Genomic DNA, 17,671 nt, shown 5'->3' with positions numbered 1-17,671 from the left:
CGGAGCCCCGATGAAAGACACCCTCCGCCAGCAGTTCGAACGCCTCGCGATGCGGCTGAGCGAACTCGACGCGACGCTCGCCGACCCGTCGGTGGTCGGCGACATGAACCGCTTCCGCGCGCTGACGCGCGAGCATGCCGAGGTCGACGGCGTGGTGCAGCGCTTTCGCCGCTACCAGCAGCGCGAGCGTGACCTGCTGGCCGCACGCGACATGCTGGGCGACGCCGACCTGGCCGAGATGGCGCGCGACGAGATCGCCGCCGCCGAGGCCGACCTCGAACGCCTGCAGAACGAACTGCAGACCGCGTTGCTGCCGCGCGATCCGGACGACGGGCGCAACGCCTTCCTCGAGATCCGCGCCGGCACCGGCGGCGACGAATCCGCATTGTTCGCGGCCGACCTGCTGCGCATGTACACCCGCTATGCGGAGCGCTGCGGCTGGCGCACCGAGCTGATGTCGGAGAGCATGTCCGACCTCGGCGGCTACAAGGAAGTGGTGCTGCGCGTCGACGGCGACGACGTGTATGCGCGGCTGAAGTTCGAATCGGGCGGCCACCGCGTGCAGCGCGTGCCGCAGACCGAGACGCAGGGGCGCATCCACACCAGCGCCTGCACCGTCGCGGCGATGCCGGAGCCCGACGAGGCCGAAGAGATCCAGCTGAACCCCGCCGACCTGCGCATCGACACCTTCCGCGCCAGCGGCGCCGGTGGCCAGCACGTCAACAAGACCGACAGCGCGATCCGCATCACCCACCTGCCGACCGGGCTGGTCGCCGAATGCCAGGACGACCGATCGCAGCACCGCAACAAGGCGAAGGCGATGGCGGTGCTGGCCGCGCGGCTGCGCGAGAAAGACCGCAGCGAGCGCGCCGCGAAGGAAGCCGCAACGCGCAAGGGGCTGATCGGCAGCGGCGACCGCAGCGACCGCATCCGCACCTACAACTTCCCGCAGGGCCGGCTGACCGACCACCGCATCAACCTGACGCTGTACAAGCTGCAGTCGGTGATGGAAGGCGAGCTCGACGACGTGGTGGCCGCGTTGCAGGCGGCCAGTGCCGCCGAACAACTGGCCGAGCTCGAAGGGCGCGGCGCGTGAGCGCAGCCACCGTCGACGCCGCGCTCGCCGGCGCACGCGGCGCGGGGCTGGACCGGCTCGATGCGCAGCTGCTGCTGGGCGCGGTGCTCGGCCGCGAGCGCAGTTGGCTGATCGCCCATGGCGACGACCTGCTGGCCGCTGGCCAGGCCACGAACTTCGATGCGCTCGTCGCGCGCCGCATCGCCGGCGAGCCGGTCGCCTACCTGCTGGGTCGGCAGGATTTCCATGGCCTGACGCTGCAGGTCTCTCCGGCCGTGCTGGTACCGCGACCGGACACCGAGACGTTGGTCGACTGGGCACTGGACGTGCTCGGCAGCGAACTGGCGGGCACGGACGCGCCGCAGGTGCTGGACCTGGGCACCGGCTCCGGCGCGATCGCCCTGGCGATCAAGCACCGGTGCCCGCGCGCCGACCTGACCGCCGTCGACGCCAGCGCGGAAGCGCTGGCGGTCGCCGAAGCGAATGCCCGGGCCCTGGGCCTGGCGCTCGCGTTGCTGCGAGGCCACTGGTGGACGCCGCTTCCGGGACGGCACTTCGACCTGGTGGTCAGCAACCCGCCCTACATCGCGGGCGACGACCACCACCTCGATGCGCTGCGGCATGAGCCCCTGCTGGCGCTGACACCGGGCGGCGACGGGCTGGATTCGCTGCGCGAGATCATCGCTGGTGCCAGTGCCCACTTGCGCGACGGAGGCCGGCTCTTGCTGGAGCATGGCCACGACCAGGCCCGCGACGTACAGGCCTTGCTGACCGCGGCGGGCCTGCACGAGGTGACCACCCGCCGCGACCTGGGCGGCAACGAGCGCTGCACTGGCGGCCGTTGGCTGCAGGCCACGCGCTGAGCTTGTTACTGGCAGGACTGCACGCGCTGACGACTGGTTGCCATTGGGTCGCGGGGGAGCGGCCCCCAACGCGGCGCGGCCGGCGTAGCATCGTCTCGAGGCCTTCAGCGGGCCGCAGGTTCGTCTCCCGTCACACCCGTCGCAAGGAGAGTCGCCATGTGGAACCCCAGGTGGAAGTGGATCGGCATCGGCGCCTTGGCGCTCGTCAGCGCACAGGCTGCGATGGCCCTCGATGTCGGCGGCAACGGGCTCGGCTGGCGCAAGCTTCAAGGTCGCATGAGCCTGGGCACCGCCAGCACCAGCCCCGGCCTGCGCAACGACACCCCCGGCTTCGACGCCACCAGCCTGAAGCTCAGCAGCCTGAGCCTGATGGCCGACTACTACCTGATGCCCGCCTTCAACCAGGGCGCGCCCGCCGGTGGGCTGCGTGCCACCAGCGGCGTGCTGTTCGGTCCGCGCTCGTCGCCGTGGAGTGGCCCCGGCACCGGCGCCCAGTTCAGCATCGACCGCCGCGTGAATCCCACCCCCGACGGCAGCACCGACAGCATCACCTCGCCCTACGTCGGCATCGGCTACACCGGGCTGTCGCTGAAGGGGGGCTGGGGTTTCTCGGCCGATGTCGGCGTGCTGGCCGGCCGTTTCGGGCGCAGCCTCGGCCAGAGCCTGGACGACCAGGTGCGCGAACTGCGCCTGCAGCCGGTGCTGCAACTCGGCGTGTCGTATTCGTTCTGACGCCGGGTCCCGGCGTCAGCGAAGTCGCATTTCTGCCGGGGACATGCCGGAGGTCGGCATGGGCCGCCTCCGCTTTGCCGTATAACGTCGGTCCTTCCACCCTGAACTCTGCCGGGCCCGCCGGCGCCAGACCATGAGCGACGTACAGCAACGCATCGATGACCTCGTCAAGCAGAACCGCGTGGTCCTGTTCATGAAGGGGACGGCGCAATTCCCGATGTGCGGTTTCTCCGGCCGCGCGGTGCAGGTGCTGAAGGCCTGCGGCGTGACCGACCTGAAGACCGTCAACGTCCTGGAGGACGAAGGCGTGCGCCAGGGCATCAAGGACTACGCGAACTGGCCGACCATTCCGCAGCTGTACGTGAACGGCGAGTTCGTCGGCGGCTCGGACATCATGATGGAGATGTACCAGGCCGGCGAGCTGCAGCAGGTGCTGGGCGCCAAAGTCTGACGCGCGTGACCGTGCCGCAGCGCATCGTCGTCGGCGTCACCGGCGCCAGCGGCGCGGTCTATGCCGTGCGGCTGCTCGAGCGCCTGAAGACGATCGGCTGCGAAACTCACCTGGTGGCGAGCCCGGCCGGCGTGTTGAACGTGCACCACGAACTCGGCCTCGACCGGCGCGAACTCGAAGCGCTGGCCCACACCGCCTACAACCCGGCCGACATCGGTGCCGCGATCGCGAGCGGCTCGTTCGCGAGTTCGGCGATGGTGATCGCGCCGTGCTCGATGAAGACGCTGGCCGCGGTGGCCCACGGCTTCTCCGACAGCCTGCTGGCGCGCGCCGCGGACGTGACGCTGAAGGAGCGCCGGCGCCTGGTGCTGATGGTGCGCGAGACGCCCTTCAACCTGGCGCACCTGCGCAACATGACCGCGGTGACCGAGATGGGGGGCGTGATCTTCCCGCCGCTGCCGGCGTTCTATCACCGCCCGACCACGATCGACGAGCTGGTGAACGAGACCGTGGAGCGGGTGATGTCGATGCTGGGCGTGGCGTCCGCGATGCCCATGCCGTGGACCGGCCTCTAGCCGGGTTTGTAGTCCCAGTATTTCTTCGCGCCGAACACCAGGTTCGGGTATTCCGGCTTGCCGCGGCTGCCGTTGTAGCGGCCCAGCGCCATGTAGAGGTCGCCGCGTTCGACGTCGAGGTAGTGCCGCATGATCACGCAGCCGAAGCGCAGGTTGGTCTGCATGTGGAACAGCCGGCTCACATCGCCGTTGCCGATCAGCCGCGCCCAGAACGGCATCACCTGCATGTAGCCGCGCGCCCCGACGCTGCTGATCGCGTACTTGCGGAAACCGCTCTCCACCTGCACGAGCCCCAGCATCAACGCCGGCTCCAGCCCGGCGCGCGTGCTCTCGTACCACAGCGTGTCGAGGAACTCGATGCGGGTGACGTGCTCGGCCTTGCGCTTCTTCAGGCGCGTGCTCATCTCGCCGAGCCAGCGCAGGTAGGCCAGCCGGGCCTCGGTGCTGACGAAAACGGGCTTCGGCGGCGCGCTGTTCGCGATCGCGGCTGCCAACGCACCGCGCACCGCATCGGCGAGCGGCTCCTCGACCTGCGCGCCGGCCACGGCCTCGCGCATCGGCCATGCCAGCCACGGGGCCGCGGCGGCAGCCAGCAGCGATCGCCGCCGGATGGCCCCCGCGGCGCGCGGAGCCGCCGCGGGCCACGCGACGGTCATGACGCCAGCTTCGCCTTCACGAAGTCGAGCACCTCGGTGGCAGCGACCGCCGTGGCCTGCGCGTCGGAGCGGCCCTGGTACTCGACCTTGCCTTCCTTCAGACCGCGGTCGGACAGCACCACGCGGTGCGGCACGCCGATCAGCTCCCAGTCGGCGAACATCGCGCCCGGGCGCTCGCCGCGGTTGTCGAGCATCACGTCGATGCCGAGCGTTTCGAGCTGCTCGTGCAGTTGGTCGGCGGCCGCCTGCACCTCGGCCGACCGGTCGTAGCCGATCGGGCAGATCACGACGCTGAACGGCGCGATCGCGGTCGGCCACAGCATGCCGCGTTCGTCGTGGCGCTGTTCGATCGCGGCACCCAGGATGCGGGTGACGCCGATGCCGTAGCAGCCCATCATCATCAGCTGCGGCTTGCCGGACTCGTCGAGGTAGGTCGCATCCATCGCCTTCGTGTAGTTCGTGCCGAGCAGGAACACGTGGCCGACCTCGATGCCGCGCTGGATGGCCAGCACGCCCTTGCCGTCGGGCGACGGATCGCCCTCGAGCACATTGCGGATGTCGGCGACCAGGTCGGGCTCGGGCAGGTCGCGGCCCCAGTTGACGCCTGTGATGTGCATGTCGGGTTCGTTGGCGCCGCAGATGAAATCGCTCATGTTCGCGACGGTGCGATCGGCGACGACCTTGACCGGCTTGCGCAGCCCGATCGGGCCGAGGAAGCCGGGCTTGCAGCCGAAGTGGTCCTCGATCTCCGACGCGGTGGCGAAGCGGTAGCCCGCCTTCAGGCCGGCCAGCTTGCCGGCCTTGACCTCGTTCAGCGAATGATCGCCGCGCACCAGCAGCAACCAGATCGTCGTCTGCTTCAGGTCGCCGGCATCGTCCGTCTCGTCGGTCGCGAGCACCAGCGATTTCACGGTGGTCTGCAGCGGCACGCCGAGCAATGCGGCCACGTCGGCGCAGGTGCTGGCCTTCGGGGTCGGCGTGCGCTGCAGCGCGGCCGTCGCGGCGGCGCGCTGCGCGACGGCAGGCAGCGCTTCGGCGAGTTCGATGTTGGCGGCGAAGTCGGAGGTCGGGCAGTAGACCAGCGCGTCTTCACCGGTGTCGGCGATGACCTGGAACTCCTGCGAGACCTCGCCGCCGATCGCGCCGGTGTCGGCAGCGACCGCGCGGAACTGCAGGCCCAGGCGCTCGAAGATGCGCACGTAGGCGTCGAACATCGCCTGGTAGCTCTTGCGGGCGGAGTCGAGGTCACGGTCGAAGGAGTAGGCGTCCTTCATCGTGAACTCGCGGCCGCGCATCACGCCGAAGCGCGGGCGGCGCTCGTCGCGGAACTTGGTCTGGATGTGATAGAAATTCTTCGGCAGCGCGCGGTAGCTGCGCAGCTCCTGGCGCGCGATGTCGGTGATGACCTCTTCAGAGGTCGGCTGGATGATGAAGTCGCGGTCGTGCCGGTCTTTCACGCGCAGCAGCTCCGGCCCCATCTTCTGGAAACGCCCCGTTTCCTGCCACAGCTCGGCCGGTTGCACGACCGGCATCAGCAGCTCGATGGCGCCAGCCCGGTTCATCTCGTCGCGGATGATGGCCTCGACCTTGCGAATCACCCGCAGCCCCATCGGCATGTAGGTGTAGATGCCGGCGCCGAGCCGTTTGATGAAGCCGGCGCGCAGCATCAGCTTGTGGCTCATGACTTCCGCGTCGGCGGGCGCTTCCTTGAGGGTCGAGACGAAGAACTGGGAGGCTTTCATGGGGATGCGGGGAAGAACGCCGAAAAAGAGCGCTGAAGAAAACAGCAGTCGGCAGGCCTTGAGGGAAAGCCACGGGGTTGATTCCCGTCATGCCGGTGCAATAATGATTTCAACTAAGGAATTTGAGGTTGATTATGCTCGACCGAGAAGGGTTCAGACCCAACGTCGGCATCATCCTGCTCAATACGAAGAACCAGGTTTTCTGGGGCAAACGGATCCGGACCCACTCCTGGCAGTTCCCGCAAGGGGGCATCAAATACGGCGAGACGCCCGAGCAGGCGATGTTCCGCGAGCTTCACGAGGAGGTGGGGCTGACGTCGGACCATGTTCGCATCATCGCGCGCACGCGCGACTGGCTGCGCTATGAAGTGCCGGATCATTTCATCCGGCGCGACGCCCGCGGCCACTACCGCGGGCAGAAACAGATCTGGTTCCTGCTGCAGCTGGTCGGCCGCGACACCGACATGAACCTGCGCGCCACCGACCACCCGGAGTTCGATGCCTGGCGCTGGAACGAGTATTGGGTGCCGCTCGAGGTCGTGATCGAGTTCAAGCGCGATGTGTACCAGATGGCGCTGACCGAGCTCGCGCGCTTCCTGCCGCGCGGGAATCATCACAATCGCTACCTGCGTTCGGGCATGCGGCCGCATCACCGCGACGACGGCTTCGAGGAATCGCGGCCGGCGACCGAGCCGCAGGCACTGGACGACGACCCCGGCGCGCCGAAGGACTGATCAGCCGCGCACCAGGTTGTCGCGGTGGATCATCTCCGGCTCGCCGGTGAAGCCGAGCAGCCGCTCGAACTCGCTCGACGGCTTGCGCGCGATCAGGCGCGCCTCGGAACTCGAATAGTTCGCCAGGCCGCGGGCGATCTCGAGGCCCGCGCCCGAGCGCACCGCGATCACGTCGCCGCGCGCGAACTCCCCATGCACCTCGACCATGCCGATCGGCAGCAGGCTCTTGCCTTCGTCGCGCAACTTCGCGACCGCACCGTCGTCGATCACGACGGCGCCCCGCAATTGCAGGTGATCGGCCATCCACTGCTTGCGCGCGGCCATCTTCTGCGTCGGCGCGTTGAGCGCGGTGCCGATCGCCTCGCCTTGCACCAGGCGGATCAGCACGTCAGGTTCGCGGCCCCAGGCGATCACCGTCGAGGCGCCGCTGCGCGCAGCCCGCTTGGCCGCCAGGATCTTCGTGATCATGCCGCCGCGGCCGAGGCTGGAGCCGGCCCCGCCGGCCATGCGCTCCAGCTCAGGCGCGCCGGCCTGCGCCTCATGGATGAAGGTGGCCGATTCGTCCTTGCGCGGGTCGGCGGAGTACAGGCCCTTCTGGTCGGTGAGGATCACCAGCGCGTCCGCCTCGATGAGGTTGGCGACCAGCGCGCCCAGCGTGTCGTTGTCGCCGAACTTGATCTCGTCGTTGACGACGGTGTCGTTCTCGTTGATGACCGGCACGACGCGCATGCGCAGCAAGGTCAGCAAGGTCGAGCGCGCATTCAGGTAGCGCTCGCGGTCGGCCAGGTCGGCATGGGTGAGCAGGACCTGCGCACTGCCCATCCCGTAGGCGCGCAACTGGGTTTCGTAGATCTGCGCCAGGCCCATCTGCCCGACCGCGGCAGCCGCCTGCAGCTCGTGGATCGCCTTCGGGCGCGTCGCCCAGCCGAGCCGCTTCATGCCTTCGGCGATCGCGCCGCTCGAGACCATCACGATCTCGCGCCCCTGCCCGGCGATGTGCGCCATCTGCCGGCACCAGTTGCCGACCGCCTCGGCATCGACGCCCCGGCCTTCGTTCGTCACGAGGCTGGAGCCGACCTTGACGACGATGCGACGGGCGTTCTTCAGCGCTTCACTCATCTGCTTCACTCGCCTGCATCACTCGTGGGCAGCGGCGGCGGACCCCTGGTCTTGCGCCGGTGCGTCGAAACGGGGATCGGGATCGTCCGGCACGACGTTCTTCAACGCCGCCACATGCTTGTAGATCGCATGCACCAGATGCTCGCAGCCTTCGCGCGTCAGCGCGGAGATCTGGAACACCGGCCCCTTCCACTTGAAGCGCTTGACGAAGTCCTTCACGCGCTTCTCGCGCTCGTCGAGCGGCACCATGTCGAGCTTGTTCAGCACCAGCCAGCGCGGCTTGTCGTGCAGCGACTGGTCGTATTTCTTCAGCTCGGTGACGATGGCCTTCGCCTGCGCGACCGGGTCGACCGCATCGTCGAACGGCGCCATGTCGACCAGGTGCAGCAACAGGTGGGTGCGTTGCAGGTGGCGCAGGAAATAGTGGCCAAGGCCGGCACCTTCGGCCGCACCCTCGATCAGCCCGGGGATGTCGGCGACGACGAAGCTCTGCTCCGGCGCCACGCGCACCACGCCCAGGTTCGGATGCAAGGTCGTGAACGGGTAGTCGGCGATCTTCGGTTTCGCGTTCGAGATCGCGGCGATCAGCGTCGACTTGCCGGCGTTCGGCATGCCGAGCAGGCCGACGTCGGCCAGCACGCGCAGTTCGAGCTTCAGCTTCTTCTGCTCGCCGGGCCAGCCGGGCGTCTTCTGGCGCGGCGCACGGTTGGTGCTGGTCTTGAAGTGCAGGTTGCCGAAACCGCCATCGCCGCCCTTCACCAGCAGCACCCGCTCGTCGGGCACCAGCAGCTCGGCCAGCACCTGGCCGCTTTCGGTGTCGGTGATGATGGTGCCCATCGGCATGCGCAGCACGATGTCTTCGGCCGCCGCGCCGTACTGGTCGGACCCGCGGCCGTTCTCGCCGCTGCGCGCTTCGTGCCGACGCGCATAGCGGAAGTCGATCAGCGTGTTCAGGTTCCGGTCGCCGACGGCGTAGACGCTGCCGCCGCGCCCGCCGTCACCCCCGTTCGGCCCACCGAAGGGGATGAACTTCTCGCGGCGAAAGCTCATGCAGCCATTGCCGCCATTGCCTGCCGCCACATCGATGGTCGCTTCGTCTACGAATTTCATGATCTCGCCCACAGGCCACCGCACCGCCAGAGGCTGCATGGTAGGCCACCGGTCGACCGGCGACCGGAAAAAACAAAAGCCCCGGGTGACCGGGGCTCGGGATCAACGCCAGCTGCGCGAGGCAGCCGCAGCTCACGCTGCCGTCTTGACGCTGACCGTCTGGCGGTTGCGCGGGCCCTTGATGGCGAAGCTGACTTCGCCCTCGACCAACGCGAACAGCGTGTGGTCCTTGCCGATGCCGACGTTCTGACCGGCATGGAACTTCGTGCCGCGCTGGCGGACGATGATCGAACCGGCCGGAATCATCTGGCCACCGAAGGCCTTGACGCCGAGCATCTTGGGTTGGGAATCGCGGCCGTTCCGTGTGGAACCGCCGCCCTTTTTCTGTGCCATGGTTTAACTCCTGGAAGCTTGGGGAAGCAGGTCAGGCTTCGATCAGGCGGAAACCGCGCTGATCTCGATCTCGGTGAAGTTCTGGCGGTGACCTTGCCGCTTCTGGTAGTGCTTGCGACGGCGCATCTTGAAGATGCGCACCTTGTCGTGCCTGCCTTGCGCCACCACGGTGGCCTTCACGCTTGCGCCCGTCACCAAGGGAGTCCCGACTTTCAGGTCTGCGCCGTTTCCGACGGCAAGCACCTGGTCGATCGTGATCTCTTGGCCAACATCCGCAGCAATCTGTTCTATCTTGATCTTTTCGCCTGCAGCAACCTTGTATTGTTTGCCGCCGGTTTTTATGACCGCGTACATATCAGCCCTTTCAATGAATTCCGCCAGGGGGCTCGGCTCTCGATCTGCTCGAGTAGCGGCACCCATGGGCGAACCCTGCAGGAAATGCAGAGCCCGCGAGTCTAGCACGCTCATCCAGCCCCGGGGAAGCCCGGGCCGGCCGGCGTCGCCTCGGCGAAGCCGGCAATCCTGCACAAATCGTTGGCGCGTCCCCGCTTCCTATAATTTGGCGCAAACACCTGAGCCTTCCGTGCAGACCTCCACCCCTCATCCCACCAGTCCCGCGCCAGGTTTTGCGCAACTCATGGCTCCGGAAATGAGCGAGGTCGATCAGGTGATCCGGCAGCGCCTGTCATCCGACGTCGTGCTGATCAACCAGATCTCCAACTACATCATCAGCGCCGGCGGGAAACGGATCCGCCCGATGCTGGTGTTGCTGTTTGCCAACGCACTGGGCTTCCGCGGGCCGGAGCGATTCGACTTGGCCGCCACCGTCGAATTCATCCACACGGCCACGCTGCTGCACGACGATGTCGTCGACGAATCCGAGCTGCGCCGAGGACGTGCCACCGCCAACGCACTGTTCGGCAACGCCGCCAGCGTGCTGGTCGGTGATTTCCTGTATTCGCGTGCCTTCCAGATGATGGTGTCGGTCAACCGCATGCGGGTGCTCGAAGTGCTGGCCGATGCGACGAACGTGATCGCCGAGGGGGAGGTGCTGCAGCTGATGAACATGCACGACCCGGACCTCGCGGTGGAAGACTACCTGCGGGTCATCCGCTTCAAGACCGCCAAGCTGTTCGAGGCCAGCGCGCGGCTGGGCGCGGTGCTGTCCGATGCGCCGCCTCACATCGAGGATGCCTGCGCGAGCTACGGCCGTGCGCTCGGCACCGCGTTCCAACTGGTCGACGACCTGCTGGATTACGAGGGTGCGACCGAGCAACTGGGCAAGAACGTCGGCGACGATCTGCGTGAAGGAAAACCGACGCTGCCGCTGCTGCTGGCGATGGAACGGGGCACGGCCGGACAACGCGCCGTGGTGCGTCACGCGATCGAGCATGGCGAGGTCGCGCGGCTGGCAGAAATCGTCGAGATCGTCCGCCTCACCGGGGCGCTCGATGCCACGCGGCAAGCCGCTCGCGACGAAGCCGACAAGGCGCGCGAAAGTCTCTTGTTGCTGCCTGACTCGAAACACCGCGAAGCTCTGCTAGAATTGTGTTTTCGATCGATCGACAGGTCGTTCTGAGACCCCCGAATCAGAACACTGCGGCTTGTTGTCATCAGGTGCCTCGCGTTGCTCGCGGGTTCGCACCGAAAGATCGGGGTGTAGCTTAGCCTGGTAGAGCGCTACGTTCGGGACGTAGAGGCCGGAGGTTCGAATCCTCTCACCCCGACCAGTTTTTTCCGCAGTCCACCGCTGTCCTTGTCCTCCTGACGCAATCTGTTGCAAGGCATCAGGCTGCTCGGTGTGACTTCTTGACCGCTCCAGGGCCGGCTTCGGTTTACAGTGCCACGTGGATCGGCGATCATCGTTTGATCGTCGACTAGTCTTTTTTGCACGAAACCTGCCTGTGGACACTCTTGCCGAAGCCCCCCAATCTGCACTCTCAGGCGTTGCGCGGGTCCTGGTGCATGCAGGCAAGCTGAATGCGAAGACCGCTGAAGACCTGGTCAAGACGTCGAAGGACAAGAAAGCCAGCTTCGTGGCCGCGGCCATCGCCGCCGGTGCGGTCTCCCCCTCGGATCTGGCCCATACCCTTGCCACGGCACTCGCGCTGCCGCTGCTCGACCTGAATGCGGTCGATCCGCAGAAGCTGCCGAAGAACGTCATCGACGGCAAGCTCACCGTGCAGTATCAGGTGCTGGTACTCGGCAAGCGCGGCAACCGGCTGTTCATCGGCGGTGCCGACCCGACCGACCAGGAGGCCGCCGAGCGCATCAAATTCGCGACGCAGCTGTCGCCGGAATGGATCATCGTCGAGCACGACAAGCTCGCGAAGATCCTCGAAGCGAGCAACACCAGCGCCAGCGAATCCCTCGAGAACATCGTCGGCGGCGAGTTCGAGTTCGACGTCACCGACGAAGACACGACAGCGGCCCCCGAGAGCCAGGAAGTCACGACCGACGTCGAAGACGCCCCGGTCGTGCGCTTCCTGCAGAAGATGCTGATCGACGCGATCAATGCGCGCGCCTCCGACCTGCACTTCGAGCCCTACGAATACCACTACCGCGTGCGCTTCCGCGTCGACGGCGAGTTGCGTGAAATCACGCAACCGCCGATCGCGATCAAGGAAAAGCTCGCGTCGCGCATCAAGGTCATCTCGCGCCTCGACATCTCCGAGAAGCGCGTGCCGCAAGACGGCCGGATGAAGCTGAAGTTCGGCAACAAGGCGATCGACTTCCGGGTCAGCACCTTGCCGACGCTGTTCGGCGAGAAGATCGTGATCCGGATTCTCGACCCGTCCAGCGCCAAGCTCGGCATCGAGGCCCTCGGCTACGAGAAGATCGAAAAGGACCGCCTGCTGAAATGCATCGGCCGTCCCTACGGCATGATCCTCGTGACCGGCCCGACCGGCAGCGGCAAGACCGTGTCGCTCTACACCTGCCTGAACATCCTGAACCAGCCGGGCGTCAACATCTCGACCGTCGAAGACCCCGCGGAAATCAACCTGCCGGGCATCAACCAGGTCAACGTCAACGACAAGGCCGGGCTCACCTTCTCGGCCGCGCTGAAGTCGTTCCTGCGCCAGGATCCCGACGTCATCATGGTCGGCGAAATCCGCGACCTCGAAACCGCCGACATCGCGATCAAGGCAGCGCAGACCGGCCACATGGTGATGTCGACGTTGCACACAAACGACGCTCCCACCACGCTGACCCGCTTGCTGAACATGGGCGTCGCACCGTTCAACATCGCGTCGAGCGTGTTGCTGATCACCGCCCAGCGGCTCGCACGTCGCCTGTGCGAGGTGTGCAAGACACCCGCCGAGTACCCGCGCGAAGCGATGCTGAAGGCCGGCTACGCCGAAAAGGACATCGACGGCAGCTGGAGGCCGTACCGCGCGGTCGGCTGCTCGGCCTGCAGCAACGGCTACAAGGGTCGGGTCGGCATTTACCAAGTGATGCCCATCAGCGAAGAGATTCAGCGCATCATCCTGTCCGAAGGTACGGCGATGGACATCGCGGCACAGGCCCAGAAGGACGGCATCCGCGATCTGCGGCAGTCCGGCCTGATCAAGGTCCGTGCCGGCGCCACGACGCTGGAAGAGGTCATTTCCGTGACCAACGAGTGATGCAATCCGCGCCGCTGGCGGCGCGTGTCGAACAACTATTCAACGGGACGAGGACCGGCGTGTCCTCGCAGGCACCATGGCAACTGCAACTGCGTCGAAGAGCAACGTCCGCGAATTCGTCTTCGAGTGGGAGGGCAAGGACAAGAACGGCAAGATCGTCCGCGGCGAGATCCGCGCGGGCGGCGAGGCCGTGGTCAGCGCCAGCCTGCGCCGCCAGGGCATCCTGGTCAGCAAGGTCAAGAAGCGCCGCATGGGCGGCGGCCGTTCGATCAAGCAGAAGGACATCGCGATCTTCACGCGCCAGCTGGCCACGATGATGCGTGCCGGCGTCCCGTTGCTGCAGGCGTTCGACATCGTCGCGCGCGGCAGTGCCAATCCCCGCCTGACCAAGCTGCTGACCGACATCCGCACCGACGTCGAGACGGGTACCAGCCTGTCATCGGCGTTCCGCAAGCATCCGCTGTACTTCGACTCGCTGTACTGCAACCTGGTGGAGGCCGGTGAAGCCGGCGGTATCCTGGAAGCGCTGCTCGAGCGACTCGCCATCTATCAAGAAAAGACGATGGCGATCAAGAACAAGATCAAGTCGGCGCTGATGTACCCGGTGGCCGTGCTGGTCGTGGCCTTCGTCGTGATCGCCGTCATCATGATCTTCGTGATCCCGGCCTTCGAGGAAGTCTTCAAGTCCTTCGGTGCCGATCTTCCTGCGCCGACGCTCGTCGTGATCGCGTTGTCGAAATTCTTCGTCAGCTACTGGTGGGCGATCTTCGGCTTCCTGGGTGGCGGCATCTACTTCTTCATGGAATCGTGGAAACGCTCCGAGAAGATGCAGAAGGCGATGGACCGGCTGATGCTGAAGGTGCCGGTGTTCGGCGACCTGGTCTACAAGTCGGCCGTCGCCCGCTGGACCCGCACGCTGTCGACGATGTTCGCAGCCGGTGTTCCGCTGGTCGAAGCGCTCGACTCGGTCGGTGGCGCTTCCGGCAATGCGGTCTTCAAGGAAGCCACCGAACAGATCCAGAAGGATGTGTCGACCGGCGCCAGCCTGACGAACTCGATGTCGACCACCGGCATCTTCCCGAGCATGGTCCTGCAGATGTGCGCCATCGGCGAAGAATCCGGCTCGCTCGACGGCATGCTTGGCAAGTCCGCCGAGTTCTTCGAGGACGAGGTCGACGAAGCCGTCAAGGGCCTGTCGAGCCTGATGGAGCCGTTCATCATCGTGATCCTCGGGGTCTTGATCGGCGGCATCGTCGTGTCGATGTACCTGCCCATCTTCAAGATCGGTCAAGTGGTGTGACCGGTCGCGATGGAAAAGGACCTGCTTGACATCTTCCTGACACCCGCTGCACTGGCCGTCTTCGGCCTGTGCATCGGCAGCTTCCTGAACGTCGTGATCCATCGCCTGCCGATGGCGCTGGAGCGTGGCTGGAAAATCGACAGCGCCGAGATGCTCGGCGTCAAGATCGACGTGCCCGAGCCGATCACGCTGTCGAAGCCGCGTTCGCGCTGCCCGTCGTGCGGCCACATGATCACCTGGTACGAGAACATTCCCGTGCTGAGCTGGCTGTGGCTGCGCGGGCGCTGCTCGGCCTGCAAGACACGCATCTCGGCGCGCTATCCGTTCATCGAGATCCTCACCGGCGTGCTGTTCGCTGCCGTCGGATGGCGCTTCGGCGCGCAGCCGGTGGCCCTGCTGTGGTGCGGCATGGTGGCGGTGCTTATCGCGCTGGCCGGCATCGACTGGGACACCACGCTGCTGCCCGACAACCTGACGCTGCCGCTGCTGTGGGCCGGGCTCGTGGCCAGCCAGCTCGGCTGGACGATCCCGTTGCCGCAGGCACTGTGGGGCGCGGTGGCCGGCTACCTGTCGCTGTGGTCCGTCTACTGGCTGTTCAAGCTGACCACCGGCAAGGAGGGCATGGGCTTCGGCGACTTCAAGCTGCTCGCCGCGCTGGGCGCCTGGCTGGGCTGGCAGATGGTGCTGCCGATCGTGCTGGGTGCCTCGGTGCTCGGTGCGGTGGTCGGCATCGGCATGAAGGCGATGAGTTCGCTGCGCGAAGGACGCTACGTGCCGTTCGGCCCCTTCCTCGCCGGCGGCGGCATCGTCGTGCTGCTCGCTGGCCAGCCCCGCGTGCTCGGCTGGCTCGGCTGGGCCTGAGCAGCCGGACACCCGCATGGCCGCGTTGCGCATCGGCCTGACCGGCGGCATCGGCAGCGGCAAGAGCACGGTCGCCGGCATGCTCGCCGACCTGGGCGCGGCGCGGATCGACACCGATGCCATCGCCCGTTCGCTGGCCGCCCCGGGCGGCGCGGCCATCGATGCGTTGCGCGAGCAATTCGGCGCCGACGCGATCGACGCCGATGGCGGCCTCGACCGCGCCCGCATGCGTCAGATCGTGTTCGCCGACCCCGCTGCGAAATCGCGGCTCGAAGCCATCCTGCACCCGCTGATCGGCATCGAGACCGATCGCCAGGCCGCCGCGGCCGGCGAGCGCCCGCAGGTCTTCGACGTGCCGTTGCTGGTGGAATCCGGGCGCTGGCGCGCTCGGGTCGATCGCGTGCTGGTGGTCGACTGCAGCGCCGCGACGCAGGTGGCCCGCGTCACGCAGCGCTCCGGCTGGGGGGTGGCCGCGGTGCAGGCCGTGATCGACCAGCAGGCCAGTCGCGAAGCGCGCCGCGCGGCCGCCGATGCGGTGATCTTCAACGAGACCCTGAGCCTGGCGGAACTTGCGGCCGAAGTGCGCAGTCTGTGGACAAGCTGGATCGGATCGCGCTGAAGCGCCACCCTGTGGAACAATCCGGCGTCACGTTGTCACATTGATCGCCCGGAAAGCCCCCGTTTTGGTCCTGTACGAATACCCGTTCAACGAGAGCATCCGCACGATGCTCCGGCTCGAACACCTGTTCGACCGCCTCGGGCGCCTGCTGCCGCGCGACGAAGCCGTCGACCACCACTACGCACTGGCGACGATGTTCGAGATCATCGACGTCGCCTCGCGTGCCGACCTGAAGTCCGACCTGCTGAAAGAGCTCGAGCGCCAGCGCGGGCTGCTGCAGAGCTACCGCGGCAACCCGGCGATCTCCGAAGGCGCGCTGCTCGAGGTGATGGCGCGTGTCGACCACGCCTTCAACGGACTGAACCAGCTGCCCGGCAAGGCCGGCCACGTGCTGACCACCAACGAATGGCTGATGAGCATCCGCAGCCGCATCAGCATCCCGGGCGGCACCTGCGAGTTCGACCTGCCGGCCTACTACGCCTGGCAGCAGCACGACGCCGCGAGCCGGCGCGCCGACCTGTCCGGCTGGATCGCGACGCTGACGCCGCTGGCCGAGGCCCTGAGCGTGCTGCTCGGGCTGCTGCGCGATGCCGGCGTGCCGCACAAGGTCGTCACGCAGGGCGGGCAGTACCAGCAGAGCCTGCCGGCCGGCCGCGTGTACCAGCTGCTGCGGGTGCGCATCGACAACGGCAGCCGGCAGCTGGTGCCCGAGATCAGCGGCCACCGGCTGATGGTGATGGTGCGGCTGATGAAGCAGGACGCCGAGGGCCGGCTGAAGCCCGCAGCGGTCGATGCCACCTTCGAACTGACGCTGTGCGCATGAACACCGCCGCCAAGCCCCGCCTCGTGCGTTGTCCGACCTGCGGCGGCGACAGCGTCTACGCCAGCGACAACCCGTTCCGGCCGTTCTGCAGCGAGCGCTGCAAGAACGTCGACTTCGGCGCCTGGGCCAGCGAGAGCTACCGCGTCGCCGCGCCGCCACCGCCCGGCAGCGGCGCGACACCGTCTGCGGACGCCGACGACTGACCGAATCCCGGCCCGGCGTGCGAACTGGCGCGCTTTCCCCGCGTTGATCGACCCCACGGCGATGGCCGTTCCCGGTTCAATGGGAAGCCATGTGGAAGCGTGTTGTTCTGGCGCTGGGCTTCATCCCGGCAACCCTCACTCCGTTGCAGACCCGCGCCGCGGCGTTGACGCCGCTGGAGACCCGCTGGATGCAGGCCGCCTGGCCGGTGATCACCTATGCGCGGGCACAGGGACTGCCGCTGGACATCGTGGCCCAGCCGGTGGCCCAGGGCGGCGAGCCGCCGATCGCGATGGGCTATGTCGACGGCCGCTGCAAGCTGGTGCTGACGATGCGCGGCAACCCCGAGGCCGAGTCCACGCTGGACAAGATCCCCGTCGAGCTGCGCGACACCATCGTCGAAGCGATGACGGCGCACGAGCTCGGCCATTGCTGGCGCTACGTGCAAGGGGCATGGCACACGCCGCCGGTGTCCGGCTTCACCGACGCCCTGGACACGAGCAACACCCCGCAGGCCGATCTGGAGCGCGACATGCGCGCGACGCGCTGGGAAGAAGGCTTTGCCGACCTGGTCGGGCTCGCGTGGACCCGCACGCAGCATCCCGAGCGCTACCGCGCGGTGCACGACTGGCTCGAGCAGTTCCGCGCCGACCAGCCGCTGCCCGGCGCGCATCATGACACCCGGGCCTGGTTGAAACGCGCGAAGGACCCGGCGGTGTTCGGCGCGGCGGCCACGCCGTTCGAACAGGCCTTGCCGGTCTGGCGCAGCGAGCCGGACGCGGGCCGTTGAA

General features: G+C 67.1%; 20 protein-coding genes and 1 tRNA gene. 15 read left to right on the top strand and 6 right to left on the bottom strand.

Features of this window, described 5'->3' with window-relative positions; translation table 11 throughout:
* Nucleotides 1-10 precede the first annotated feature (10 nt).
* From prfA to ASC98_RS24875, 5 genes are all read left to right on the top strand, one after another.
* Nucleotides 11-1,096 (top strand): peptide chain release factor 1, encoded by a 1,086-nt coding sequence (gene prfA / locus ASC98_RS24895; RefSeq protein ID WP_056817165.1) that lies wholly within the window; start codon nucleotides 11-13, stop codon nucleotides 1,094-1,096.
* Nucleotides 1,093-1,938, top strand: a complete 846-nt coding sequence (gene prmC, locus ASC98_RS24890; RefSeq protein WP_056817163.1) for a peptide chain release factor N(5)-glutamine methyltransferase — start codon at nucleotides 1,093-1,095, stop codon at nucleotides 1,936-1,938. The genes prfA and prmC overlap by 4 nt, the downstream gene beginning before the upstream one ends.
* Nucleotides 1,939-2,094: 156 nt before the next feature.
* Nucleotides 2,095-2,670 carry a hypothetical protein gene (locus ASC98_RS24885; protein ID WP_056817161.1) on the top strand — a complete coding sequence of 192 codons (576 nt, stop codon included), beginning with the start codon at nucleotides 2,095-2,097 and terminating at the stop codon, nucleotides 2,668-2,670.
* 133 nt (nucleotides 2,671-2,803) lie between these two features.
* On the top strand, nucleotides 2,804-3,121 hold the full coding sequence (gene grxD / locus ASC98_RS24880; protein WP_047500156.1) for a Grx4 family monothiol glutaredoxin: 318 nt from the start codon (nucleotides 2,804-2,806) through the stop codon (nucleotides 3,119-3,121).
* A gap of 11 nt (nucleotides 3,122-3,132) precedes the next feature.
* Complete coding sequence (locus ASC98_RS24875; protein ID WP_082542262.1) at nucleotides 3,133-3,696, top strand: UbiX family flavin prenyltransferase; 564 nt, start codon at nucleotides 3,133-3,135, stop codon at nucleotides 3,694-3,696.
* On the opposite strand, the gene ASC98_RS24870 is transcribed toward ASC98_RS24875, so the two are convergent.
* Nucleotides 3,693-4,352 (bottom strand): lytic transglycosylase domain-containing protein, encoded by a 660-nt coding sequence (locus tag ASC98_RS24870; protein ID WP_056817158.1) that lies wholly within the window; start codon nucleotides 4,350-4,352, stop codon nucleotides 3,693-3,695. The two genes, ASC98_RS24875 and ASC98_RS24870, sit on opposite strands and share 4 nt — an antisense overlap.
* A complete protein-coding gene (locus ASC98_RS24865; protein ID WP_056817155.1) occupies nucleotides 4,349-6,094 on the bottom strand; it encodes a proline--tRNA ligase in 1,746 nt (581 codons plus the stop codon). The genes ASC98_RS24870 and ASC98_RS24865 overlap by 4 nt, the downstream gene beginning before the upstream one ends.
* Nucleotides 6,095-6,228: 134 nt before the next feature.
* Here ASC98_RS24865 and ASC98_RS24860 point away from each other — a divergent pair, with 134 nt between their 5' ends.
* The gene (locus tag ASC98_RS24860) at nucleotides 6,229-6,828 is read left to right on the top strand and encodes an RNA pyrophosphohydrolase (RefSeq protein WP_056817152.1); all 600 of its coding nucleotides are present in this window, start codon (nucleotides 6,229-6,231) and stop codon (nucleotides 6,826-6,828) included.
* Here ASC98_RS24860 and proB read toward each other — a convergent pair whose 3' ends face one another.
* From proB to rplU, 4 genes are all read right to left on the bottom strand, one after another.
* Complete coding sequence (gene proB, locus ASC98_RS24855) at nucleotides 6,829-7,947, bottom strand: glutamate 5-kinase (protein WP_056817476.1); 1,119 nt, start codon at nucleotides 7,945-7,947, stop codon at nucleotides 6,829-6,831.
* Between the two features lie 18 nt (nucleotides 7,948-7,965).
* Nucleotides 7,966-9,057, bottom strand: a complete 1,092-nt coding sequence (gene cgtA / locus ASC98_RS24850) for an Obg family GTPase CgtA (protein WP_056817474.1) — start codon at nucleotides 9,055-9,057, stop codon at nucleotides 7,966-7,968.
* A gap of 132 nt (nucleotides 9,058-9,189) precedes the next feature.
* On the bottom strand, nucleotides 9,190-9,450 hold the full coding sequence (gene rpmA, locus ASC98_RS24845) for a 50S ribosomal protein L27 (protein WP_056817149.1): 261 nt from the start codon (nucleotides 9,448-9,450) through the stop codon (nucleotides 9,190-9,192).
* A gap of 42 nt (nucleotides 9,451-9,492) precedes the next feature.
* Nucleotides 9,493-9,804: a 50S ribosomal protein L21 gene (rplU, locus tag ASC98_RS24840; protein ID WP_056817140.1), complete on the bottom strand. Its 312-nt coding sequence runs from the start codon at nucleotides 9,802-9,804 to the stop codon at nucleotides 9,493-9,495.
* 283 nt (nucleotides 9,805-10,087) lie between these two features.
* On the opposite strand from rplU, the gene ispB reads away from it, so the two are divergent.
* The 9 genes from ispB (at nucleotide 10,088) to ASC98_RS24795 (ending at nucleotide 17,670) form a co-directional block, all read left to right on the top strand.
* On the top strand, nucleotides 10,088-11,029 hold the full coding sequence (gene ispB, locus ASC98_RS24835) for an octaprenyl diphosphate synthase (RefSeq protein ID WP_056817138.1): 942 nt from the start codon (nucleotides 10,088-10,090) through the stop codon (nucleotides 11,027-11,029).
* Nucleotides 11,030-11,103: 74 nt separating this feature from the next.
* Nucleotides 11,104-11,180 (top strand) — tRNA-Pro (locus tag ASC98_RS24830).
* A 168-nt stretch (nucleotides 11,181-11,348) separates the two neighbouring features.
* A complete protein-coding gene (pilB, locus tag ASC98_RS24825) occupies nucleotides 11,349-13,076 on the top strand; it encodes a type IV-A pilus assembly ATPase PilB (protein ID WP_056817471.1) in 1,728 nt (575 codons plus the stop codon).
* 76 nt (nucleotides 13,077-13,152) lie between these two features.
* Complete coding sequence (locus tag ASC98_RS24820) at nucleotides 13,153-14,376, top strand: type II secretion system F family protein (protein ID WP_056817136.1); 1,224 nt, start codon at nucleotides 13,153-13,155, stop codon at nucleotides 14,374-14,376.
* Nucleotides 14,377-14,385: 9 nt separating this feature from the next.
* Entirely contained in the window at nucleotides 14,386-15,237 is an 852-nt protein-coding gene (locus tag ASC98_RS24815) for an A24 family peptidase (protein WP_056817133.1), read from the top strand.
* Between the two features lie 16 nt (nucleotides 15,238-15,253).
* Nucleotides 15,254-15,856, top strand: a complete 603-nt coding sequence (gene coaE / locus ASC98_RS24810) for a dephospho-CoA kinase (protein ID WP_056817130.1) — start codon at nucleotides 15,254-15,256, stop codon at nucleotides 15,854-15,856.
* Between the two features lie 64 nt (nucleotides 15,857-15,920).
* Nucleotides 15,921-16,679, top strand: a complete 759-nt coding sequence (gene zapD, locus ASC98_RS24805; protein WP_056817127.1) for a cell division protein ZapD — start codon at nucleotides 15,921-15,923, stop codon at nucleotides 16,677-16,679.
* Nucleotides 16,676-16,882 carry a DNA gyrase inhibitor YacG gene (locus ASC98_RS24800; protein ID WP_056817125.1) on the top strand — a complete coding sequence of 69 codons (207 nt, stop codon included), beginning with the start codon at nucleotides 16,676-16,678 and terminating at the stop codon, nucleotides 16,880-16,882. Before zapD ends, ASC98_RS24800 begins: the two co-directional genes overlap by 4 nt.
* An 89-nt stretch (nucleotides 16,883-16,971) precedes the next feature.
* Entirely contained in the window at nucleotides 16,972-17,670 is a 699-nt protein-coding gene (locus tag ASC98_RS24795; RefSeq protein ID WP_235581387.1) for a hypothetical protein, read from the top strand.
* Nucleotide 17,671 lies beyond the last annotated feature (1 nt).

The organism is Rhizobacter sp. Root1238, assembly GCF_001425825.1.
GTDB lineage: Bacteria > Pseudomonadota > Gammaproteobacteria > Burkholderiales > Burkholderiaceae_C > Rhizobacter.
This window is presented reverse-complemented; position numbering and strand designations above follow the sequence as displayed.